Here is a 21,166-nt window from a genome sequence, read left to right as displayed (position 1 = left end):
CCAATTAGCATCAAATTTTCAAATTAAATAAGGGGATAATTATATGATCGATTTTATGGGAGAAATTAAAAAGATAGAAAAACAAATCGAAAATGTAGAATGAAATTAAAGTCAAAAAACACATTTAGGAGGTTATCATGACATTTGATGAATTGAAAAAAAACAAACCAACAACCTCATGGGTTGAGTATGATGAAGATGGGGAATTTTTCACTGAAGAAAATATAAGTGCAGCAAATACAGTTCTTGACACTTACATTAACCATTTAGAGCGATTAGGTGAGAATCCAACCGAAGTCGAAGTAATGCAAGTTGTTAAAGAGGTAGTTATTAAAATAAATGAACTAAATATCGAACATGACCATTTTATCGAAACAATGGAAAGAGAAGATCTCTATGAATTTATCGATACAGCAGCACGATTAGCTGGCTTAGAATCTGAAGAAGATATAACTGAAGAATGGCGGGAATGGTAAAAAGCTGCATTTACTCCTCCATAAAAATTTGTCCCTTATTCTCCAATTGGAAAATAAGGGACAAACAAGGACAATCTACTCAGCTACCCTAAGATTTTAATGGTTTAATATTTTGATTTTCAAGTTTGCCTTCACAAATTCCTGTTAACACTGATAATAAGAAAAACAGGCCGTAACGGGCGATCAATTTGATCATAAAGGTCATACGCTTCGCCAAGTGGAACATCCGAATCATGTGATTGTTCACCCTGTAACAATTACTAACAGCAAGTAGAAAACGTTTGGATAAATAAAAAGCAAATAAATTATTAAAAGATTGTAACCCCTACTATAAGAAATACTATTATTACTAAAGGAAGAATGATAATCATAAAGGATATTATTATTGTTAATAATGCTTTCCATGCTGAAAATTGGTGTGCTTCTCCTAAACATTTTAAGGAAATAATGATTGTCCAAATTCCAATAACTATATCAATTATGGCAAAAATAAGAAACAAAATCGTTAAAGTTATGCTATTATCCATTTCCGGTGTCTCACTCGTAAAGTTTTCTATCCCAAACAAGAAAAATGAAGGCACCCAAACTAATATAAGAGAATAAACGTAAGGGATATAAGAATAGGCAACTGAGTAACGTGTTTTTTCAAAGGTACCTTGTCCACCAAGTTTTTTTGCCACCCAATTAAATAACGCTGGTAGCAAAAAATAATAAATTAAGAAAGCAACGAAGGTACCGAATATAACCATTGAGATTATTGAAACTGGACTACTTATTGAATCCGCCATATTTTTAGAAGATGCTCGATCTAAAGTCTGTACGAATGAGCCTAGTAAAATGAGTAAAAACACATTCTTAGGTTTGGATATAAAAATTTCTTTCATTGTATCACGTGGTTTTGTCCAAATGGAGAACCAAGGATTAAGCGCACGTTTAAATTGATTTTCTGGAGTTTCCATATAAAAAACATTCCCCTTTCTTAAAACATATTAAATATAAATCCCTAATTATCCCAATTATGTACATATAAATATTAAAGCATAAATAGTCGATTATTTAAATATAAATATTCAATCATTTAATTTCATCTGAAACTTAAGGGGAGTGCTTCTTAGCAATTACCTCTATATTGTCTTGCATTTTTAACTATGGGCTGAGTAGTTACTTTCATTTTTGAGCACCTCACATTCTTTAATACATTGGATAAAGTGAAACTTTAATCAGTGGGGGGGGTTCTTCATCCCCCACTGTGCCGAATGTTTGAATTTACTAAACACAAAGCATTAATGAATTTCTTCTTTTAAAATAAAATTGTTAAACAAATGTTGAGAAATATCAAAATTTAATTTCCATTATATTCTATTCTTGCTATCATTTAATGTAAGACTATTCAGAAAAGGAAGGGATTATATGCGTGTTCCAGTGAAGGAGAATGAACAGATTTCAAAATTATTTAATGACTGGTATCAAGCTATACTACAACATTAAAATGTACAAGCAACAAACTTAAAACAAAAAGTTGAAGATAGGCTTTCCAGTATAAAAGAAGATAAAAATTTATTATTATACTATTCATTGTTAGATTTTAGATATAAAGTACTAACCGATGGACTTAACATTACAAAAGATAGCTTTAATGAAATTAACTCCTTTGATATACCTGATAGTAGTTTTTTATCCTATTATTATCACTTCTTCAAAGCTATTCACAGCACAATTCTTGCAGACTATAATGAAGCAAAAGAATATTTTGAGAAGGCGAAAAAACTTTTAATGTACGCAATGAATGAAGTAGAAGGAGCTGAATTTAATTACCGTTTAGCTTCATTTTATTATCAAATCTATAAACCGCTTTTAGCTATTGATTACATACGAATAGCTAAAGATATTTTCTCTAAACACACAGGCTATAAAATTAATGTAGCATTATGTGACAATGTTTTTGGATTAGCTTGTATAGATTTAAGGCAATTTGAACAAGCCGAAGAAAGTTTTAACACTGCCATAGATATTCTAAAAAGTAAAAATGAAAGAACATTGTTACTACGTGTTAGAAATAACATCGGACTATTATATGCAAATCAAAATCTATCCTCTTTAGCAATTCGTCACTTATCAGAGGTTACAGAAAATATACCAAATCACTTTAAAGCCCTATATTTACAAGCAGATGAAAATTTAAAATTAGGCGAAACGGCAGTAGCATCTCAACTCATCGAAAAAGGCTTAAACATTTGCAATGAATTAGCAAATAAAGAATATCAATATCGCTTTAAAATCTTAGAAAAATTGAACAACACGTCTAACACTACAGAATTAGAAACTGTTTTATTAGCAGGAGTTTCATACTTTAAAAAAGAAGAGTTATGGGATTGCATTGAAGAATATGCAGAACGATTAGCGAATAAATTTTATGCAGAGGAACATCATGTGAAGGCTAGTAAATATTTTTATATGAGTAATGAAGCAAAGAAAAAACTATTAGCTAAAGGGGCGTTAAAGTAATGAAAAAGTTTAGATTAACAATAGCAGGTTTAACGTTAGCTGGAATTATGACTTTTGGTATAAGTAACAACTTAGAATTTTCGGCATTAAACAAAGGTGACACACCTGCACCACAAAGACCTGATTTAGTATTTAGTGATGGGCATATTGGTACTTCTCCAGAATATACACATGGAGAAGGGTGGTCTTCATCTTACACACACGGGGAGCCTTGGGGTATAGCTGATGGTAATACTGGTGCACCTGCTTACGACCACGGAAGATCGCCTGCGCCAAAAGCTTAATTGTTTCATAAAGAAAGTCATACTAATGGTCCCTTACATTTCATACAGTACATTTTAATTACTATAAAAACAATAAAAACTTCTTCTTAACTTGGGGATAATATTAAAAAGACTTATGCGTAATTCACATAAGTCTTACTTTTGTTACTCATAATTATTCGTCCTCGTCTTCAAACTCATATAAGCTATCAAGTAATTCTGCAAAAGATGAACAAACAGGATAGATTGATTCTTCCATTTCTTCTTCCTCATGGTCCCAAAATACGACTGTTGGTGACTGAGGATTATTTCGGTAATCAAAGCATAGAAGGTTACCAAACGGGTCTCTAGCAAAAGGATATACTTTATCTACCAATCTATCTTTTATACCATTATATGTTTGCAGCATAGAAATTTTTCTCTCAGAGTCTAAGGTTAAAAGATTATTAAGTGAATCTTCATCCTGATTAGGAATATTGAATGTATCTGGAGTAGGATAGCCACCATCATATTTCTTTACACACTCAATAAAATCATTAGGAAATTTAATACCAAAGTACTCTTCTAATTGTTCAATTTGTTCATCTGTAACTTTTTTCTCACTTACATTAATCCATGTAATGTTGTTCATAATTATAAACCTCCCTATTTATCACTATCTTTTCCCCAAATTTTATATCCAACTGTATGACCAGTATCGTGATGTATCTGATAATCTACAAGTTGTATTCGACCAGGTTCCTGATTATGAAAGATTTAAAATTAATTCTGCTAAACTATCACAGATCACTTCGAAGCTTCCGCTTTCATAACCTTCTAACTTTACTTGTCCATTTTCATTATCTACAACTACCAAGAGACCATTAAATTTCATACCAATAGGAATATTATTCAGTTGATTATCATGTGCGCCTTGGTATCCTTGTAAAGATACATAGAAATCATGCAGTTCAATTCCTGGTATAACAGGATTTAATTCAAAATCATAACCTAAATAATTACCTCCTAAGTCTAAAAACCAATAAGAATTATAATATTCTTTAATTGAATTATGTAATTGTATCCTCAAATCTTTTTCTATATTAGAAAAATCATGAATTATATTTTTTTCTAAAGGTTTCCAGAATACATACCCCTCTATATCTGGTTCTCCTTCATAGATAAAAGTCTCTGCTTCTTCTATCCATAAAGATTTTGGCAATGAATTATTACACTCTTTCCACTCTCTAATTATTTTATCAAAACAATTTTCCATTTCATTTTTCATTTTTTTATTTACCGCCTAATGTATGATGTTCAATACATTTCTGAAGCATTTCTACATATACTGCATCTTTTCTCCCATGCTCCAATCGCTTTTTCTGCGTTATGAATCCCTCCAAGACCAGGATGTAGTGGCAGCGGAACACCAACAGCTTGACCACCACCAATATAGTGATGAACTAATTTAGTTCCACGTAATCCGGTAAAATCATATTATGGAAATTCCCCTCTAAATCCTTAATGATTTAGAGGGGAATTTCCATATCACATAAGTAATATCATTTCTTATCAAATTTACTGTGTATCAGTTCAAAGAATTTATTTGCACCAAGTGAAATTGCGCCAATAATAAGAACACCAATAATAAAATAAATCTTTTTAAATAAGTTGTAAGGAGATAAAATAGCAACCACAAGAAGTATTATAATTGCAACGAATGTGACTAATTTCCCAACTTTAAATGCTTGCATATCAGCTTTCCTCTTTCTGGATAAAAACAGCCAATATAGTCATATATCACAGGTTCTTTAACCATAAGTTTTTGTTTCCTTCCATAAATCACAATACTTACAATTCAATAAACCTCTTTAAAAGGTTTCATGTGTTCTACCTCCATCTTCTATATGCTTCCTTAAATAATAATACCTATGGAGTTCCATAATGAAATGAAACAGAATAAATGAAAGCATGGAGTATACACACATTAATACAATTGCTACCATCTTTTGTGTTGCAAAACCAAGACTGATATTAGCAACGAGTTGACCCAATCCTACAAAAGCCACTACTCCGAAACCAGAGTTTTTTTTCGATGATTTTGATTTTTTGATTGGTTCCTGAAGTTTTTTAATATGATTTTTATAATAATGATTCAAAGCAAAAATATACAAACCAACTGAAAAAACAAAATAGATGGGAGTTTGTAATCCTAACATTTCATATGCAAACTTTTGGGTTATAACTAATAATCCTACTGAACATACGATGCCAAATACCCCACGAAATAGAGTGTATTGTAATTGCCGCTTCCTAGGATTTATAACAATCCATATTGCCCATACATTTAAAAAAGCAATTGGTGGAACTATTATGTACATATATATCGGTTGAACAGGATTCGCAAAAGCAGGCAAAAGCACAAATATATCTGCTATCCCAATCACAAGAGTAATTATAGTCGATCTTATATCATTTACAGCATAAAGAGCCATATAATATTCAAAAACTTTTTTATTAAAATCTGTATTTTTTTTCATGTTAATTAAACCACCCTGCTACTGTTGACCAAGTTTTTTTCATTTCCCCTTTAATACATAATGAGTAAAATATGAATCGGTTAATTTCACTAAACATATTATGCGATTTTGTTGCGAATTTTCAAACATCAAATCTTTCTATTGAATATTAGCATATAATCAATTCTAATCATGAAACATTCTACCTTTTATAATGATTTTGGGTAAGTTATAAATAGTCTCTACCTATTAATATTGTATAATTCAATAAATTTGTTAAGACTGTCTTCTAACCTCTTAATTGTGTTTGGATACTTTTTTGAATAATCCTCACACATTTTTTTAAATAATGATAAAGTGTTTGATAATCAATTATTACCTCATCACCACTGTATAATGCAAATTCTACACCTTCAAATGAATCTCCATTGGCAATATCATACTCATCCAAATCTCCTGGAAAAGTACATGCGCCATATTCCTCTCCAAATCCTACTCCTTCACAAACTGAATTGATTACCTTTAAAAATCTTTCATCATCTACCATATTAAACACTGCTTGTATAGGGAAATGAGTTAAATCTAGTAAATCCTCATCTTTTAATCTAAATTCTCTTTGCATACATATCTCTCCTCGTATATCTTTAATTTATTCTGGAAAAAAAGAAGAAATTTCTCCATCTTTATGGTATCCTCTCCAAGTTATCTCTTTACTGTCAACACCTGTCCATTCTCTTGAAAGAACTCCATCACTAGTTTTTAATTTAGCGTCATTAGCTGCTTCAATTCCACGGTTAATAAATTCCTTATCACTTATAATTTTAGGATCATAAATGTTGTTTGTGAATACTTTATTTCCATACTCTCCTGTAGGGGTGCCATCCATATTTAACTTAGGCATATTGTATTCTACTGTTTTTACACCTAGAATTTTTGAAGGTGATTCACTGACTATTTTTAATATCGTTTTTAAAGAACTCTTCACTGTTGTGTGCTCCATCAATACCTCTCCTTCTTGGAACAGAGGGATCTATATCTTTAATATGATTTTCTAATTTAGGAGTCGCTTTAAACTTTCAAGTGATTTAATGGTGAATGTTTTTGATACTTTTTACCTATTATGGACATTAAAAAAGCTTATGCAGGTTATACATAAGCTTTTTTACTCATGATTAGATATTTTTCAAATGCTACACCTTAATGCAAGTCTTAAAAAGATTAAATATAATAGTCAGGATTTTCATCCATTTTAATTAAAAATTCTTCTAGAGAATCCGCTATTTTCTCATCTTCAGAGTAAGTAGGACATTGACCTAATTCATTTTCCTCTTTAAATTTAATTGTTAAAAAGTTAAGTTCTGTTACTTCAAAAAACACTAATGAATCATCATCATCATCTACATCATCTAGGTTTGGATTATATTCATAAATATCTTGCCTTAAACAGAAATCTGCAACTGAAATCGGGTCCATAAATCTGTTGAAAAACGTTCTTTTATCAGACTTTAAAAACCCACAACCTATTTCTTGATAAAAGCGTTTTAGTTCTTTTGGGAGTTCCATTTGTAATAAACTTTCTGCCTCATCTATCTCATCTTGATATATAGGATAGAAAATAGGTTTCTGTTTAGAACGGACACTTCTGTCTGCTACAACATATTCTTTCAAAAAATTAAACATAATTTTTAATACCTCCTATTAAAGAAGGGCAGTTTTCAATGCTTCCTCAAGCATTGTGTTGCAATCATTATATGTATTCATCACTGTACCAGATGGTTTATCAAGTTCTAAATAAGTACCATCAGATAAGTTTTTACAGAACCATGCTATATTGGAATCTCCAAGGAAAAGATACTCTTTTTGAAATTCATTTTCATACCAAATCTCATTGGTTTCTATAAACCCGCAAATTGATTCGTCCCTTTCTGTATCCAACAAATAAGAGTCAACTCCATAAAGTACTAGCCCGTTAAAATCTAATCCATTTACAGTTTTAAGAAACTCCTCATATTCACTCGGTAGGTCAACATTAAAACTCTTTTTCATGCGTTCTCTTAATTTCTTAACTTCACTATCTGTTGCTGGTGTATTCAGTTTATCATTAAAACTTTTCTCTATTTTTTCAATTTCTAAAATCAGATTTTTCCACATATAAAAATCCCTTTCTAAGTTTATTTATTATCCCTTAGGGTAGATGTTATATTTTGGTATAGGCCAGCTTACGTCTACACTATCTCCATCTTGTAAGTGTCTAGTTAACGTACGTTGTGTATTAGTTATAGCTTTATGATATGGATGATTTTGTATTAATGTTAAATTTCCAAAGTCGTTTGTTCCTCCATCATCTAAAGGGAGGTTATGATGTACTTGCCACCCTTTTGGATTGTTTCCTCTTTTCATCCTTTCTATATCAGCATCTGTTATTCCCGCTTTTTTGAGTTCTTTCAGTTTAACAGGATCATTTACCAATGCATTAAGAAAATCTTTTCTCACACTCCTATCAAATTCCTTCCGAAGTTGTTCAGCTTCTTCTCGAGTTCTCTTAGAGTAAGTAATTTCATCAACTTTAACATCTTTAAGAATTACATCTTCTCCATATAATTTACCAACAAAAATGTCACCATCCGTAGTCCTCTTAGTATATTGATAAGGTGATAGCTTATCCTTAGCTGTTTGATAAGTATCAATAAAGCTAGATTTTAAAGAACTTCCCCCAATACCAGCATAAGCAAAACGGTTTCCAATGTTTAAATTAAAATTATTTAATACGTTTATTGCATTTCTATATTTAGCAGAATTAGTTACTCTGGACATACCTTTTGTTAGATTTGCAGTAGTTGCTACCTTCGATACTTTACTTAATCCTTTATCACCAATAAGTCCTAATCCAACTTGTGTTAAAGCATAACTTCCCCATTTAGCACGACTTTCAGCATCTCCATTTATTACATCATTAATAAATGAATCTGACAATGCATTATACATGGTACTAAGGGTATCAATAGGGTGCAAAGCAGCGTTCCCCATGTTTTCCCACGTTTCCCAATCTCCTAAAGCTTTTATTCCGTCTATTGTATCGCTAACTGCTTGTCCCGTACCATCTACAATACCGTCCCAAATTTTTTCACCAGTAGATTTTTCCGGTAGCTTACCACACATTTCACCTTCTTCAATTGAATTGGCAGCTTGTCGTGCCCTCTCTTCTGTAATCGCTTGAATTGAAGTTGTCCATTCCATATTCAAACCTTGTGTACTAAACGTACCACTTACCGGACTAAACCCTTTCCCACTTTGAACTTCCGCAAGACCTGCAGCAATACTAGTTGCTAATTGAATTGCTGTACTATAATTATTACTAGAGGTCTGATTGAATTGATACAAATGATCCAGCTTTTCTTGCAGTTTTTGCCTCATAACAATAAAAAGATTCGCCATAGCATCCATACCCGGCATTGGCATAGCTTGATTGATAGCTTCCATACTTGTTTTCATTCGGTCAATTTCTCGAATTTGTTCTAATATCTCATGTTCAATTACATCTGTCGAAGCTACTTGTGATTGAAAGTCACTTGGAAAGGCATTATTCTGACGGATTAATTCTTCACACAAATAAATGATTCCTTGTGCCAAAGGTCGAGAGGTTTGTACAAAAAATGCTTTTGCACTGCTATATGTTTGCCCCTGTAACACAGTATCAGTTGCAAAAGCGTCAATCGACTGAATTGCTTGTTCCATACCTTGAATGGTGGCCGTACATACAGCATTCATAATTTGAGTTTGGTTTTGTACTTCTCCCAAATACATATTTAAACTCATGCATTGACCTCCCTTGTTAATTGTTGTTGTTGAAAGGAAAGGTCGTTTTCTAAATCACTAAGTTCTCGTCTTTCTTTAAGCAACGTTTCTTTTTTGTTTTCCAATTCAAATGTGACTTTTCGTTCAATATGTTGTGCATCTTGATACGTATTCATAAAAAACTGAGACATTTCTCTATCACCATGCCAAGTTCCTAAAATTCGATCAAACAAACGACGATTTCGACTTCTACATTCATAAAAATCTGCTTCCGCTTGTTCTTGAGCTTGAATTGCGAATTGATTTCGGTCCTGTTCTTCAAATACATTTCGTAACTTTAAATTTAACTCTTTAATTTGGTTTTCAATATCTCGATCCATCTTTTTCCTCCTACTATTTTACTTTACGTAGGTTGTCACATTAGCGAAAAGTATTGTGAAGTTCGTTATCTATTCTCTCAAATTCATTAGATACCAAATGAATATTATCAACCGCTCGTTGAAAGGCAGCGGAAAATTGTTTCGTCAAGTCTAAAACTTGCTGATTCGCTTCTTGTGATTTGAAATTAACAGACAACGTTGTACGCGTCGCCTTTGTTATAGAATGACTGGTTGCACTTTGAATCCTATCAGAGGCTAATCCCATTTTCGTAGCAATTTGCGTTGCTGTTTGTAAATTACTTTGAAATTGTCCCATTCTTTCAAACCCTTTCATTAAATTTTCCAAACGCATCAAAGAAACCTCAATAAATATATATCCCTATCAATATCACTCGCTGGGCATGCAATCAAATGAGCCATACAATATAATCTGTATGGCTCATTTGAAATGCTTGTTATATAGAATAAAGCGTTTTTAATTCAAACCGAAATTACGTGATAATTCTTCATCATGAGAAGCAACAGCCTCTGCAGTTTTATTAAGCTGCATATTAATTTCTTGTAATAACTGTGCGAAGTTTTGTACTTTTGGCTTTAATTGATTGAACTGTTGATCAAAACCATCGAAAGCACGACCTTCCCATTCTCCTCTTAATTCATTTTGTAAGTTTTGTAATTGACTTAAAATGTCCTCAATTTGATTTGCACCTTGTCCATATCGAGTCGCTTTTGATTTAAGCTCCTCTGGTGACATACGAATTTGTCCAGCCATTTTCATTTCCCCTTTAATACATAATGAGCAACATATAAATTGGTTATTTTTACTAAATAAAATTATAATATTTTATTATGAATTTTTAAACACTTTATCTTTCTATTGAATATTAGAATATTGATATTCAATTTTCCTTGCTTTACAAAATTTCATGCAAAAAAGACCACCAAAAGGCAGTCCCTCAAAACTCAATCCTATTCCCTACCCCGCGCTCCACCGCTTTCTCATACAAATACTTCCCAACGATAATATCTACTACTGCCAAACCAACTGATTTGAAAATAGTAATCTCTTCGTCGTTTTCGCGGCCGGCTTTTTCTCCACTTATAATTTAACCAAGTTCGGCGTGGAGATTGCTAGTTTTATCGGAATTTGGAGGTCACCTGTTTCTAGATCACATTCAATTAAGCAATCCTACAAATGCCTCTTCTTCCTCATCTATAAAACCTACAAATATAATTTCTTCAATAGCATCATGATTAAATACAAATGTATAATCAGGATCAATATATCCTTCTGGATAAAAACAGCCTATGTAGTCATACATAACCGGTTCTTCAACCATAAGTAGTTGTTTTCTTCCGTAAATTACAACCTTTTTTGTCCCACCTTTTAACAGAACAATAGAGCCATTTGGTAACAGCTTTTCTTTAGAAAATTGCATAATTCTCCGCCCTTTCTTATACGGCTTATATATTTTTCAAAGATTATTTGAATAGCGCAGAATCTCACTTGCACCATCCTGCCGTTTTCGATTAAGTATTATTTATCCCTATCACCCAAAATAGAAAAAAGATATCTCTGCTATCTAAATGTAATTCCACATTCATGAGATTAACTCTCCCTCCTATTTTTTCTATCCTTTAACCAACTATAAGAAGAATGCGATTATATACTTGAAATGCAACAAATCCTCTTTAAAAGCCTATACGTATTTTCCCTCCATCTTCTATATGCTTCCGTAAATAATAATACTTATGGAGTTCTATAATCATATAAAACAAAACAAACGAAAACACTGTGCATGCAGACATAAATACAATTGCCCCCATCTGTTGTGTTGCAATGCTAAGAATTATATTAGCAATTAACTGCCCCGATCCCGCTGCAATAGCTGCTACTTTTACACCACCAGTTCCTTTCGATGATTTTGATTTTTTTCTTGGTTCCTGAAGTTTTTCAATATGATTTTTATAAAAATAATACAAAGCAAAGCCATACAAACCAAATGAAAGAATAAAATAGATGGGAGTTTGCAATTGTAACACTTCATAAGCATATTTTTGAGTTATAACCAATAATCCGACTGAACATATGGCGCCATATACTCCTCGGAATAGGGTGTATTGTAATTGTCGTTTCCGAGGATTGATAGCAATCCATATCGCCCACAAATTTAAAAAAACAACTGGAGGAGTTACTATATATACATAGAGTAATCGAAAAGGATTCGCAAAAGCGGGCAACAGAATAAATATGTCCGCTCCCACAAGAACAAGGGCAATTATTTGGAATCTTATTTCATTTACAGGATAAAGAGCCATATAATGTGCAAAAGCTCTCTTATTAAAATCTATAATTTTTTTCATATTAATTAAACCACCCCGCTACTGTTGACCAAGTTTTTTTCGCACCCGTTTTCACCATATCCTTAATACTATCATCTTCACCATCACCATCTAAATCAACATCCCATTTTACACCTTCTGTGAAATATTATTCCCTTCTCGAAAAGAAGATCAACCCATTAATAAGATCTAGGCTTATCAAAAATTTCAAAAAGCCAAAGATTTTGCTGGTATCGAATCTATTGGGACTCACACCATGAGCAAAATCTTCGGCTATTGGTTCTATAAACAAACTAAAGATGTATACATGTTGCAAGACATACTCAATCACAGCACACCACAAATTACACTTAAATACATTGGTATCAATAAAGAAGAAAAAGATAATGTCCTTGATACATTCCTTATTTAATCCAAAAATATTAAAATATGAATACTATAAAAATTAACTATCTACTTCCCATCAAAATTATGGTAATCCTATTAAGCCTGGGGTTACCCCTTCTACCTTTGCCCATTCAAACGAGCACTCAACTAACATTTGATTCTTACACTTAATTTTTAATAAACCTTCTTCTTCTATCGTATTTATTTCAAAATAATCAATTATATTTTCTGTTCCTAAACCTTTTATTGTTAAATTATGAATAGTAAAGAAAGATATCTCTACATAAATTACATCCCACTTATTCCATCGTTTTGGCTTGTTTTCAACATTTTCCTTTGTCATCAATTGAATAACTAAAGTAGGACCATCTCTTTTAAGACGCACATCTAATAACTCTGATTCTTCAAACTTTGGTATTTTCCCAAAAATACTAATTAACGCTTGTGGATTTAAAAATTTAAATTGATCAATCATTTTTATACTCCCTATTTTTTATTTCTCTTCTCAAAATAATAATGATCCTCCATACCATCTACCTGTCCTGTTCGTGTATTGTATTCAGGTCTTACATTATGATGCGGTGGCTGATCTCCAATTCCACCTTCTCCAAACTTATGACCCTCTGAATGATCTTGAATTATAATTTTTTGACCTTTTACTTCATATGTTAATTCTCGAGTCATAATAGGCTGTTTATTATCATTTAATATCCTTTTACCATTACTATCTGTTAATGGTACCATTTTTTGACTAATCGGGTGTTGAAATCTAGGTATATTTAATTGTCTTTTAATTTCTTTTAAACTAGCTCCCCTAGATTCATGAGAATTTTTCCCCTCAATCTTCTTAACTCCAAAGGTTTGATTTATATTATCATTTAATCCTTTACTTTTTTCTCTACTTGCATATACAAATAAATCTTCAACTTTAGGCAATTCATTTTTGAATGTACCCATACCTGCAAAAGCAAAGCGATCTCCCATTTGTAAATTACTTGTAATATGCGAAAAAGTTTGCGGAATCTCGTTTTTTGCTAGTTTGGTCACTTTACCCGCTTGACCTAATTTACTTGCTTTACTTAATCCTTTATCACCAATAAGTCCTAATCCAACTTGTGTTAAAGCATAACTTCCCCATTTAGCACGACTTTCAGCATCTCCATTTATTACATCATTAATAAATGAATCTGACAATACATTATACATCGTACTGAGGGTATCAATAGGATGCAACGCAGCATTCCCCATGTTTTCCCATGTTTCCCATTTACCAAGTGCCTTAAATCCTTCTATAGTATCTTCAACTGCCTGTCCTGCACCTTCTATAGTACCGTCAACCACTTTTCGGAAAGTAGATTTTTCAGGTGGCTTACCACACATTGCACCTTCTTCAATTGAATTGGCAACTTGACGTGCCCTCTCTTCTCCAATCGCCTGAATAGAAGTTGTCCACTCCATATTCAACCCTTGCGTACTAAATGTACCACTTGCAGGACTAAAGCCTTTTCCACTTTGAACTTCCGCCAAACCCGTCGCAATGCTAGCGGCTAGTTGGAGTGCCGTATCATAATTACTACTAGAAGTATAATTAAATTCATATAGATGTTCTAATTTTTCTTGCAGTTTTTTCCTCATGACAGTAAAAAGATTTACCATAGCATCCATACCAGGGATTGGCATAGCTTGATTGATAGCTTCCATACTTGTTTTCATTCGGTCAATTTCTCGAATTTGTTCCAATAATTCTTGTTCAATAACATCAGTTGAAGCTACCTGTGATTGAAATTGACTTGGAAAGGCATCATTCTGACGGATTAATTCTTCACATAAATAAATGATTCCTTGCGCTAAAGGACGAAAGGTTTGTACAAAAAATGATTTTGCACTACTATATGTTTGCCCTTGTAAAACAGTATCAACTGCAAAAGCATCAATCGACTGAATCGCTTGTTCCATGCCTTGAATAGTAGCGTTACATACAGCATTCATGCTTTGAGTTTGGCCTTGTACTTCTCCTAAATACATATTTAAACTCATGCATTGACCTCCCTCGCTAATTGTTGTTGTTGATAGGAAAGGTCGTTTTCTAAATCACTAAGGTTTCGTCTTTCTTTAAGCAACGTTTCTTTTTGGTTTTCCAATTCAAATGTGACTTTTCGTTCAATATGTTGTGCCTCTTGATATGTATTCATAAAAAACTGAGACATTTCTCTATCACCATGCCAAGTTCCTAAAATTCGATCAAACAAACGATGGTTTCGACCTCTCCATTCATAAAAATCTGCTTCCGCTTGCTCATGAATGTGAATCGCGGATTGATTTCGGTCTTGTTCTTCAAATACACTTCTTAACTTTTGATTTACTTGATTAATTTGTTTTTCAATATCTTGACTCATCATATTCCTCCTACCATTTTACCTTTACGTAGGTTGTCACATTAGCGAAAAGTGTTGTGAAGTTCGTTATCCATTCTCTCAAACTCTTGGGCTACTGAATGAATATTATCGACCGCTTGTTGAAAGGCAGTGGAAAATTGTTTCGTAAAATCTAACATTTGTTGATTCGCTTCTTGTGCTTTGAAGTTAACAGATAGTGTTGTACGCGTCGCCTTTGTTATAGGACGATTTGTTGCACTTTGGATTATATCCGAAGCTGTTCTCATCTGCGTAGCAATTTGTTGTGCCTTTTGAAAATTACTTTGAAATTGTCCCATCACTCAAATCCTTTCTCTAATTTTCAGAACATGCCAAAGAAATCCCAATAAATATATGAAATTTCTCTATCAATATCACTCTTTTTAAACGTGTGTCCAGCTAAGCTGGGCACGCAATCAAATGAGCCATACAATATAAGCTGTATGGCTCATTTGAAATGCTTGTTATATAGAGTAAAGCAATTTTTATTTCAAACCGAAATTACGTGATAATTCTTCATCATGAGAAGCAACAGCCTCTGCAGTTTTATTCAGCTGCATATTAATTTCTTGCAATAGCTGTGCGAAGTTTTGTACTTTTGGCTTTAATTCATTGAACTGTTGGTCAAAACCTTCAAAAGCACGGCCTTCCCATTCTCCTCTTAATTCATTTTGTAAGTTTTGTAGTTGACTTAAAATGTCCTCAATTTGATTTGCACCTTGTCCATATCGAGCAGCTTTCGATTTAAGCTCCTCTGGTGACATGCGAATTTGTCCAGCCATTTTCATTTCCCCTTTAATACATAATAAGCAAAATATATTTTGGTTAATTTTACTAAATATATTATAAAGTATTATTCTGAACTTTTAAACATTTTATCTTTCTATTGAATATTAGAATATTAACATTCTATTTTTCTTGCTTTACAAAATTTCATGCAAAAAAAGAGGAGCCACCTCCTCTTAATAAATAAACACTATTTAATTTGTTCCTTATACTCACGGTTAACAATTACATACCATTTTCCTGTATCAAACTTTTCTTTATTAATCACGTAAACTTTATTTTCTCTCCTTACCTCCCCTGGTTTTAATTCCTTAGTAATACTAGAGGTCTCACCTTTTTCAACCTCATAACTACTAGCTGCCCACACATCACTTTGGTAAGCATTATCATTTTCATCCACTAAATCCACTGATGGTAAAACGGCTAATTTCATCGGTTCGTTTGTGATATTTTTCCCTTCTGCTTCTACAACAATAAAGACATGTCCATCTTCAGGTTTTTGGAATCCTATACTCTCTTTACCAACCTTATCTCTTTCTACAACTCTTTTTACAGTTACATCAAATTTAGGTGTATGAAAATCCTTGTTTACAGCATACTCTTTTTCTTTTATTTTTGATTTCTCTTTTGTTTGTTCTGTATTTTTCTGCTTTGTATTCTCTTTCGTTTTCGCCTCATCAGTTGTTTGCACTTTCTTTTCTTCTTGTTTAGAATTGGTTTCTTTAGATTCTGAAGAAGTTTTGTCAGATGTATTGCCGCAACCAGATAAATTGAATACTAAAGCGCCACCTAAAATACATGTAGTAAATTTTTTCAACATCTCTTTTTATCCCCCAATAACACAATATGTAAATTTCTTACTTATCATAGCAAAAAACACGATCTTAAATTGTTGCATTGTGTCGAATAATTAAGAATAATCAATTGTTTTTACATGAAATGAGTTAAAAAACTAGCAACCAAACCCCAAACAAAAAAAGACCACCAAAAGGCAGTCTCTCAAAACTCAATCCTATTCCCCACTCCGCACTCCACCGCTTTCTCATACAAATACTTCGCAACGATAATATCCACTACTGCCAAACCAACCGATTTAAAAACAGTAATCTCTTCATCGTTCTCTCTACCAGCTCTTTCACCACTTATAATTTGACCAAGCTCGGCGTAAATGTTGCTTGCCTCAAATAAACCTTCTTTTATCGGAACTAGAAGATCCCCTGTCTCTTCTAATGCTGCTTCTTTTGATTCGACTACTACTTTATTTGCGCTCGTAATAGCGTGAGATGGTAATTCTTGCATGTTTGGCCTGAATGAGCCGACGGCGTTTATGTGGACGCCTTTTTGTAGTTTTTTTAAGAAGACTGGTGTGGATGCGTTCGTAGTTGTGACGATAATGTCTGCTTCGTTTATTGCTTCATTTGCATTTGTGTGAACATATGCAGGTTTATTGAATCTTTCTTGTATATATTGCGCAAATGCATACGCTTTTTCTTCTGTTCGATTGTATAAAATGACTTTGTCGATATCTCTTACCGCAAATACAGCTTCAGCAATTCCCTTCGCCTGTTCTCCGGTCCCGATTATGCATAAAGTTTTTGCGTTATGACGAGCTAAATGTTTTGTCGCTACTCCGGATAGAGCCCCTGTTCGAATCATCGTTAAGTAGGATCCTTCTAAAAGTGCGAGCGGTTCTCCCGTTTGAAAGTCTGATAGCATCACAATTCCGTTTATCGTTTTCTTTCCTATCTTTTTGTTCTCGGGGACTACTGTTACTACTTTTAAGCCAAGTGCCTCAAGTCCCTCCGCTACTGAAGGCATAATTAATGCCGTATTTTTCTCGTTCGCAAACGGTAATGAGCCGCGAATTGGTGTGATCGTTCTTTCTGCGGAAAATTCTTTTAAAGCAAGCGCCGCGTATTCAATGACTTCGTTCATATTTACTAAGTTTCGTTGTTCATTCGCGCTTATGACTAGCATATCTTTCCACCTCCTCCTTCTATCCTAACAAAAATCCCCGATTCAAATCATCTCTCGGGTCTACAACGAACTGATGAAATCCTGTAATAAATGCATGACCCGTTACTTTCGGAACGACAGCTTCATATGTATCTACTGCGGTTACCGACAATACTTCCCCCTCGAATTTCCCGTCAGTAATGCATTCGTGGATGAAAATTTCTCCCTTTTGTAAAGCATCTTTTTCAAAAAGAGTTGCGATTCTTGCGGAAGTTCCTGTGCCGCAAGGAGAACGATCTACTTGCCCATCAGCAAAGATCGTTACATTTCGTAAAGTTGCATCTTTTTCTTTCGGTTCATCTGAGAAAATAACGCCATATATTCCTTTTAACCCTTCTTCAAGTGGATGCTTTACTTCCATTTTGCTCTCGATGTAGTGCTTAATTTTACCGCCCCACGTTTGAATAGCAGCTAAGTCTTTGAAATCAACCTTCAAACCAAGTTCTTTACTATCTACTACCGCGTAGAATGCTCCACCAAACGCGATATCTACTTGAAATTCATAGTTATCTATTTTAATAGGAACATCTTTTTTGTATACAAATGAAGGGACATTTTCAAATGATACAGACTCTACTTCGCTCCCAATATATTTTGCGTACGCAATCACTTCCCCAGCAGGGCTATCAATAATGAACTTTTGTTCCTCACCTGTCACTTCAAACATACCTGTTTCAATTCCTACTGTAATAACAGCGACAATGCCATGACCACACATCGTACTCCAGCCTTCATTGTGCATAAATAATACGCCAAAATCAGCGTGATCACTCGCAGGCGGAGTAATGATACAACCGTACATACCGTGATGTCCTCTTGGTTCATACATAAGAACCTCGCGAAGATGGTCCAAATTCTCCATACAGTACGTGCGTCTTTCTAACTGCGTTTCTCCTTTTATTTCTGGCACGCCGCCTGTAATAATTCGAAGCGGTTCCCCAGCTACGTGAGCATCAATTGTCGTGTACACTTTACTAACCTTCATTTCTATCTCTCCCCTATATGTTGATACTATTTTTATTGCAAATATCATGCCAACGCATAGGGTATAAATTTGTATACATTGTAAAAAAAAGCATACACTACTGTCTATTTTTTTATACAGTAGACAGTTAGTGATTATTAACCAGCACAAAACAAAAAAGCCATAACGTCACTACTTGAGCAAAGTTATGGTTCCTTTTTAAATTATTTTGCGGGATTTGAGCCAATATCAAATTTATATTTCACTCGGTAATTTTTCCCACTCACTTAAATACATGACATCTTGTTTTACGTTTTTCTTTTCAGGAAGTAAGCATAGAAACTCTAAAGAATTACCGTCAGGATCATAAAAATAAAGATTCGCAGTAGGTGTCCACGTCTGGACCATAGGCTCGGAAGGTTCAAGACCGAAAGCGGCTCTTGGTTTTATTCCTTTATTAAGAAGCCATTCTCTTGCATGAATGATTTCTTCATAATTAACCTTGAATGCAAAGTGACTTTTATTGAATTCCTCTTCTGATACCTCCCAAATGCCCAGCATTTGTTCCTTCTTATTATCTTTATCAAACCAAAAGAATGCTACACGTCGTTCTTCAATTGTGCGAGCATGAAATAATCCAAGTTTAGTATAAAATTCTTTTGCTACTTCTAAATTTCTTGTTTTAACATGTGTTTCATATAAAGTACCTGGAAACAAAGCATATTCCCCCTTTATATTTTTAGAAATTCTTACTATAAAGCCTATTTTTATAAACTAAAAATAGAAGTGATATCATATTCTTCTTACATGTTTTTCAAATTTGTAGCACTAATGCTGAATAAAATAGAAAATTCTCTCCCCCCGCCACATATACTGTTCAAAAGCAAAAAGGAAGTGATCCAATGTACTACGGAACAAAAGGCTGGTACGTAGCCGAACTAAAAAAATTAGGCGTGCGTTACCACGAAGGGCGAAAACTAGAAAGTTACCGCGGACACGTATTACGCAATTTATTACTTGCACAACAAGAGAAATTAAAAGAACAGTAATATGCTAATGTAGCGATATCGGTGATTCTCGGAATATATCAACGATTTTTTAAATATATCAGCGATTCAGTACAATATATCAACGATTTTTTAAATATATCGACTTACCGACAAATTACGTCAAATCACTCCTCCATTCCACCAACCAATCACACATCAATATCAAACAAAAAAGGTCACCCAAACGGGTGACCTTCCTTTCTTATTCACAAACAAGAATTTGTCTAGTAAATGATCCTTTTCTTGTAATACAGCGATCTGTAATTTCAAATCCTGCTTCATGAATCATGTCGTCCATTGTTTCCATCGTGACAACGACTACCTTTTTAGCGATGCGGCGCGCACTTGAAAGAATAGAGAACTGGTCTTCTGGTGTTGCATGCGTAAATAAGTCGTACGGCATATCGATAATTGCAACGTCGTAGTTCTCAGTAATTTCTTCAATTGGGCCTTTTGTTACTGTTCCTTCAAATCCGAAGTGTGCGATATTTTTTCTCGTTCCAAGAACTACAAGTGGGTTTATATCTCTACCAACGATGTTAATTCCCATAGAAAGTGCTTCTACTACTACTGTTCCAATACCGCAGCACGGGTCAATTGCTCTTACTCCATCTGGATTTGGTACAGCGATATTGGCAACCGATCTCGCAACACGTGTGCTAAGAGATGTCGAATAACTATGCGGTTTTTTTATGTGATGATACCAAACTGGTTCACTTTCTACATAGTGTCCGAAGTACCAGCGTCCTCCAAGAGGAACAATCCCGAATACACGCTCTGGATTACGAACATCCGCTTCTCCTTCAATATGCATGCCGAGGTCTCGTTCAATGAGACGTCTTTCCCCATATTCAATTTTATTTTCTCCAACCAGGTCATTGATTTTAACGAAGATAACTTTAAACGACGCTCCCGCCAAATCAATTTGTTCCACTTGTTTTAAAATACTTTCTAAGTCGTCTCCTTCATACATAACCTCAACGCGCTCTTTAATAAATGCACTTCTACTCGGGGCAATTTTGACATCACTTTTCAAAATATTAACGTGAGACTCCATTCCAAAGAACGAGCGCATTTCCAAATAACATAAAGCACGCTCCTCCTCACGAAATGCATACGTATATATACATGCAGGTGTTGTACTATGATTACTCAATCTATTATCATCCTTTATCGTTTAAAATTATTATGATTACAATTATTCGAATATCTTTTTTACGTAAAATTAAATGATATCACATGCCGGAAATAAAGAGAAACGTTAATAAATAAAAGAGACTGCCTATTGGC

29 protein-coding genes and 6 pseudogenes are annotated in these 21,166 nt (G+C 33.7%); 5 read left to right on the top strand and 30 right to left on the bottom strand.

Annotated features, from left to right (window positions below; genetic code table 11):
- Positions 1–137: 137 nt before the first annotated feature.
- On the top strand, positions 138–476 hold the full coding sequence (locus ABH961_RS23695) for a hypothetical protein (RefSeq protein ID WP_098080337.1): 339 nt from the start codon (positions 138–140) through the stop codon (positions 474–476).
- A gap of 88 nt (positions 477–564) precedes the next feature.
- Here the strand turns inward: ABH961_RS23695 and ABH961_RS23690 are convergent, their stop codons facing one another.
- Together ABH961_RS23690 and ABH961_RS23685 are read right to left on the bottom strand one after the other, a co-directional pair.
- Entirely contained in the window at positions 565–711 is a 147-nt protein-coding gene (locus ABH961_RS23690; protein ID WP_000620647.1) for a hypothetical protein, read from the bottom strand.
- A 73-nt stretch (positions 712–784) separates the two neighbouring features.
- Positions 785–1,435 (bottom strand): Yip1 family protein, encoded by a 651-nt coding sequence (locus ABH961_RS23685; RefSeq protein WP_098068699.1) that lies wholly within the window; start codon positions 1,433–1,435, stop codon positions 785–787.
- A 451-nt stretch (positions 1,436–1,886) separates the two neighbouring features.
- On the opposite strand from ABH961_RS23685, the pseudogene ABH961_RS23680 reads away from it, so the two are divergent.
- Positions 1,887–2,981, top strand: a pseudogene (locus ABH961_RS23680) (response regulator aspartate phosphatase).
- Positions 2,981–3,265: a hypothetical protein gene (locus ABH961_RS23675; RefSeq protein WP_048545566.1), complete on the top strand. Its 285-nt coding sequence runs from the start codon at positions 2,981–2,983 to the stop codon at positions 3,263–3,265. The pseudogene ABH961_RS23680 and the gene ABH961_RS23675 overlap by 1 nt, the downstream one beginning before the upstream one ends.
- Before the next feature lie 154 nt (positions 3,266–3,419).
- Here the strand turns inward: ABH961_RS23675 and ABH961_RS23670 are convergent, their stop codons facing one another.
- From ABH961_RS23670 to ABH961_RS23585, 18 genes and pseudogenes are all read right to left on the bottom strand, one after another.
- Complete coding sequence (locus ABH961_RS23670) at positions 3,420–3,875, bottom strand: SMI1/KNR4 family protein (RefSeq protein ID WP_098080341.1); 456 nt, start codon at positions 3,873–3,875, stop codon at positions 3,420–3,422.
- A gap of 14 nt (positions 3,876–3,889) precedes the next feature.
- Entirely contained in the window at positions 3,890–3,952 is a 63-nt protein-coding gene (locus ABH961_RS23665; RefSeq protein ID WP_404520144.1) for a hypothetical protein, read from the bottom strand.
- Positions 3,953–3,989: 37 nt separating this feature from the next.
- On the bottom strand, positions 3,990–4,511 hold the full coding sequence (locus tag ABH961_RS23660; protein WP_404520139.1) for a SecY-interacting protein Syd: 522 nt from the start codon (positions 4,509–4,511) through the stop codon (positions 3,990–3,992).
- A 29-nt stretch (positions 4,512–4,540) separates the two neighbouring features.
- Positions 4,541–4,675, bottom strand: coding sequence for a hypothetical protein (locus ABH961_RS23655; RefSeq protein ID WP_255258504.1), 135 nt, complete (start codon positions 4,673–4,675; stop codon positions 4,541–4,543).
- A gap of 110 nt (positions 4,676–4,785) precedes the next feature.
- Positions 4,786–4,977: a hypothetical protein gene (locus ABH961_RS23650; RefSeq protein ID WP_001147551.1), complete on the bottom strand. Its 192-nt coding sequence runs from the start codon at positions 4,975–4,977 to the stop codon at positions 4,786–4,788.
- A gap of 14 nt (positions 4,978–4,991) precedes the next feature.
- Positions 4,992–5,081: pseudogene (locus tag ABH961_RS23645) on the bottom strand (DUF4176 domain-containing protein); the annotation flags it as partial.
- 13 nt (positions 5,082–5,094) lie between these two features.
- The gene (locus tag ABH961_RS23640) at positions 5,095–5,763 is read right to left on the bottom strand and encodes a hypothetical protein (protein ID WP_048545574.1); all 669 of its coding nucleotides are present in this window, start codon (positions 5,761–5,763) and stop codon (positions 5,095–5,097) included.
- Between the two features lie 221 nt (positions 5,764–5,984).
- Positions 5,985–6,364, bottom strand: a pseudogene (cdiI, locus tag ABH961_RS23635) (ribonuclease toxin immunity protein CdiI).
- A 27-nt stretch (positions 6,365–6,391) separates the two neighbouring features.
- On the bottom strand, positions 6,392–6,742 hold the full coding sequence (locus ABH961_RS23630; protein ID WP_098080348.1) for a CdiA family toxin C-terminal domain-containing protein: 351 nt from the start codon (positions 6,740–6,742) through the stop codon (positions 6,392–6,394).
- 218 nt (positions 6,743–6,960) lie between these two features.
- On the bottom strand, positions 6,961–7,422 hold the full coding sequence (locus tag ABH961_RS23625) for an SMI1/KNR4 family protein (protein WP_098080350.1): 462 nt from the start codon (positions 7,420–7,422) through the stop codon (positions 6,961–6,963).
- A gap of 18 nt (positions 7,423–7,440) precedes the next feature.
- A complete protein-coding gene (locus ABH961_RS23620) occupies positions 7,441–7,893 on the bottom strand; it encodes a YrhA family protein (protein WP_098080352.1) in 453 nt (150 codons plus the stop codon).
- A 27-nt stretch (positions 7,894–7,920) separates the two neighbouring features.
- Positions 7,921–9,558, bottom strand: a complete 1,638-nt coding sequence (locus tag ABH961_RS23615) for a T7SS effector LXG polymorphic toxin (RefSeq protein ID WP_404520138.1) — start codon at positions 9,556–9,558, stop codon at positions 7,921–7,923.
- The gene (locus tag ABH961_RS23610) at positions 9,555–9,917 is read right to left on the bottom strand and encodes a DUF3958 family protein (RefSeq protein WP_404520137.1); all 363 of its coding nucleotides are present in this window, start codon (positions 9,915–9,917) and stop codon (positions 9,555–9,557) included. Before ABH961_RS23610 ends, ABH961_RS23615 begins: the two co-directional genes overlap by 4 nt.
- 40 nt (positions 9,918–9,957) lie before the next feature.
- Positions 9,958–10,233, bottom strand: a complete 276-nt coding sequence (locus tag ABH961_RS23605) for a TIGR04197 family type VII secretion effector (protein WP_404520143.1) — start codon at positions 10,231–10,233, stop codon at positions 9,958–9,960.
- A gap of 159 nt (positions 10,234–10,392) precedes the next feature.
- On the bottom strand, positions 10,393–10,689 hold the full coding sequence (locus ABH961_RS23600; protein WP_048545585.1) for a WXG100 family type VII secretion target: 297 nt from the start codon (positions 10,687–10,689) through the stop codon (positions 10,393–10,395).
- Between the two features lie 184 nt (positions 10,690–10,873).
- Positions 10,874–11,082, bottom strand: a pseudogene (locus ABH961_RS23595) (ornithine cyclodeaminase family protein); the annotation flags it as partial.
- Between the two features lie 10 nt (positions 11,083–11,092).
- A complete protein-coding gene (locus ABH961_RS23590; protein WP_001160636.1) occupies positions 11,093–11,356 on the bottom strand; it encodes a DUF4176 domain-containing protein in 264 nt (87 codons plus the stop codon).
- 253 nt (positions 11,357–11,609) lie between these two features.
- On the bottom strand, positions 11,610–12,281 hold the full coding sequence (locus ABH961_RS23585) for a hypothetical protein (RefSeq protein WP_098048642.1): 672 nt from the start codon (positions 12,279–12,281) through the stop codon (positions 11,610–11,612).
- 127 nt (positions 12,282–12,408) lie between these two features.
- Between ABH961_RS23585 and ABH961_RS23580 the strand changes: the two are divergent.
- Positions 12,409–12,672: pseudogene (locus ABH961_RS23580) on the top strand (tyrosine-type recombinase/integrase); the annotation flags it as partial.
- A 57-nt stretch (positions 12,673–12,729) separates the two neighbouring features.
- On the opposite strand, the gene ABH961_RS23575 reads toward ABH961_RS23580, so the two are convergent.
- The 9 genes from ABH961_RS23575 to ABH961_RS23535 all read right to left on the bottom strand — a co-directional run bounded on the left by ABH961_RS23575 (position 12,730) and on the right by ABH961_RS23535 (position 19,544).
- Positions 12,730–13,122, bottom strand: a complete 393-nt coding sequence (locus ABH961_RS23575) for an immunity 50 family protein (RefSeq protein WP_000566919.1) — start codon at positions 13,120–13,122, stop codon at positions 12,730–12,732.
- 11 nt (positions 13,123–13,133) lie between these two features.
- Positions 13,134–14,684 carry an HNH/endonuclease VII fold putative polymorphic toxin gene (locus ABH961_RS23570; RefSeq protein ID WP_044440346.1) on the bottom strand — a complete coding sequence of 517 codons (1,551 nt, stop codon included), beginning with the start codon at positions 14,682–14,684 and terminating at the stop codon, positions 13,134–13,136.
- Positions 14,681–15,043: a DUF3958 family protein gene (locus tag ABH961_RS23565; protein WP_044440348.1), complete on the bottom strand. Its 363-nt coding sequence runs from the start codon at positions 15,041–15,043 to the stop codon at positions 14,681–14,683. The genes ABH961_RS23570 and ABH961_RS23565 overlap by 4 nt, the downstream gene beginning before the upstream one ends.
- A gap of 41 nt (positions 15,044–15,084) precedes the next feature.
- Entirely contained in the window at positions 15,085–15,360 is a 276-nt protein-coding gene (locus tag ABH961_RS23560) for a TIGR04197 family type VII secretion effector (protein ID WP_107134398.1), read from the bottom strand.
- 186 nt (positions 15,361–15,546) lie between these two features.
- Positions 15,547–15,843 carry a WXG100 family type VII secretion target gene (locus ABH961_RS23555; RefSeq protein WP_000918588.1) on the bottom strand — a complete coding sequence of 99 codons (297 nt, stop codon included), beginning with the start codon at positions 15,841–15,843 and terminating at the stop codon, positions 15,547–15,549.
- A 194-nt stretch (positions 15,844–16,037) separates the two neighbouring features.
- A complete protein-coding gene (locus ABH961_RS23550) occupies positions 16,038–16,667 on the bottom strand; it encodes a hypothetical protein (protein WP_088093062.1) in 630 nt (209 codons plus the stop codon).
- Between the two features lie 179 nt (positions 16,668–16,846).
- Positions 16,847–17,824: an ornithine cyclodeaminase family protein gene (locus ABH961_RS23545; RefSeq protein WP_098079896.1), complete on the bottom strand. Its 978-nt coding sequence runs from the start codon at positions 17,822–17,824 to the stop codon at positions 16,847–16,849.
- Positions 17,825–17,843: 19 nt separating this feature from the next.
- Complete coding sequence (locus ABH961_RS23540; RefSeq protein ID WP_098069046.1) at positions 17,844–18,896, bottom strand: proline racemase family protein; 1,053 nt, start codon at positions 18,894–18,896, stop codon at positions 17,844–17,846.
- A gap of 186 nt (positions 18,897–19,082) precedes the next feature.
- Positions 19,083–19,544, bottom strand: a complete 462-nt coding sequence (locus ABH961_RS23535; RefSeq protein WP_048545603.1) for a VOC family protein — start codon at positions 19,542–19,544, stop codon at positions 19,083–19,085.
- 131 nt (positions 19,545–19,675) lie between these two features.
- Between ABH961_RS23535 and ABH961_RS23530 the strand changes: the two are divergent.
- Positions 19,676–19,876, top strand: a pseudogene (locus ABH961_RS23530) (YflJ family protein); the annotation flags it as partial.
- Between the two features lie 202 nt (positions 19,877–20,078).
- Here ABH961_RS23530 and ABH961_RS23525 read toward each other — a convergent pair.
- The gene (locus tag ABH961_RS23525) at positions 20,079–21,032 is read right to left on the bottom strand and encodes a TRM11 family SAM-dependent methyltransferase (protein WP_098069047.1); all 954 of its coding nucleotides are present in this window, start codon (positions 21,030–21,032) and stop codon (positions 20,079–20,081) included.
- Between the last annotated feature and the right edge of the window lie 134 nt (positions 21,033–21,166).

Origin of the sequence: Bacillus sp. RC251 (assembly GCF_044908765.1) — a bacterium.
GTDB lineage: Bacteria > Bacillota > Bacilli > Bacillales > Bacillaceae_G > Bacillus_A > Bacillus_A wiedmannii.
Note: the sequence above shows the minus strand (reverse complement) of the source record. Positions and strands in the feature narration are given on the sequence as shown.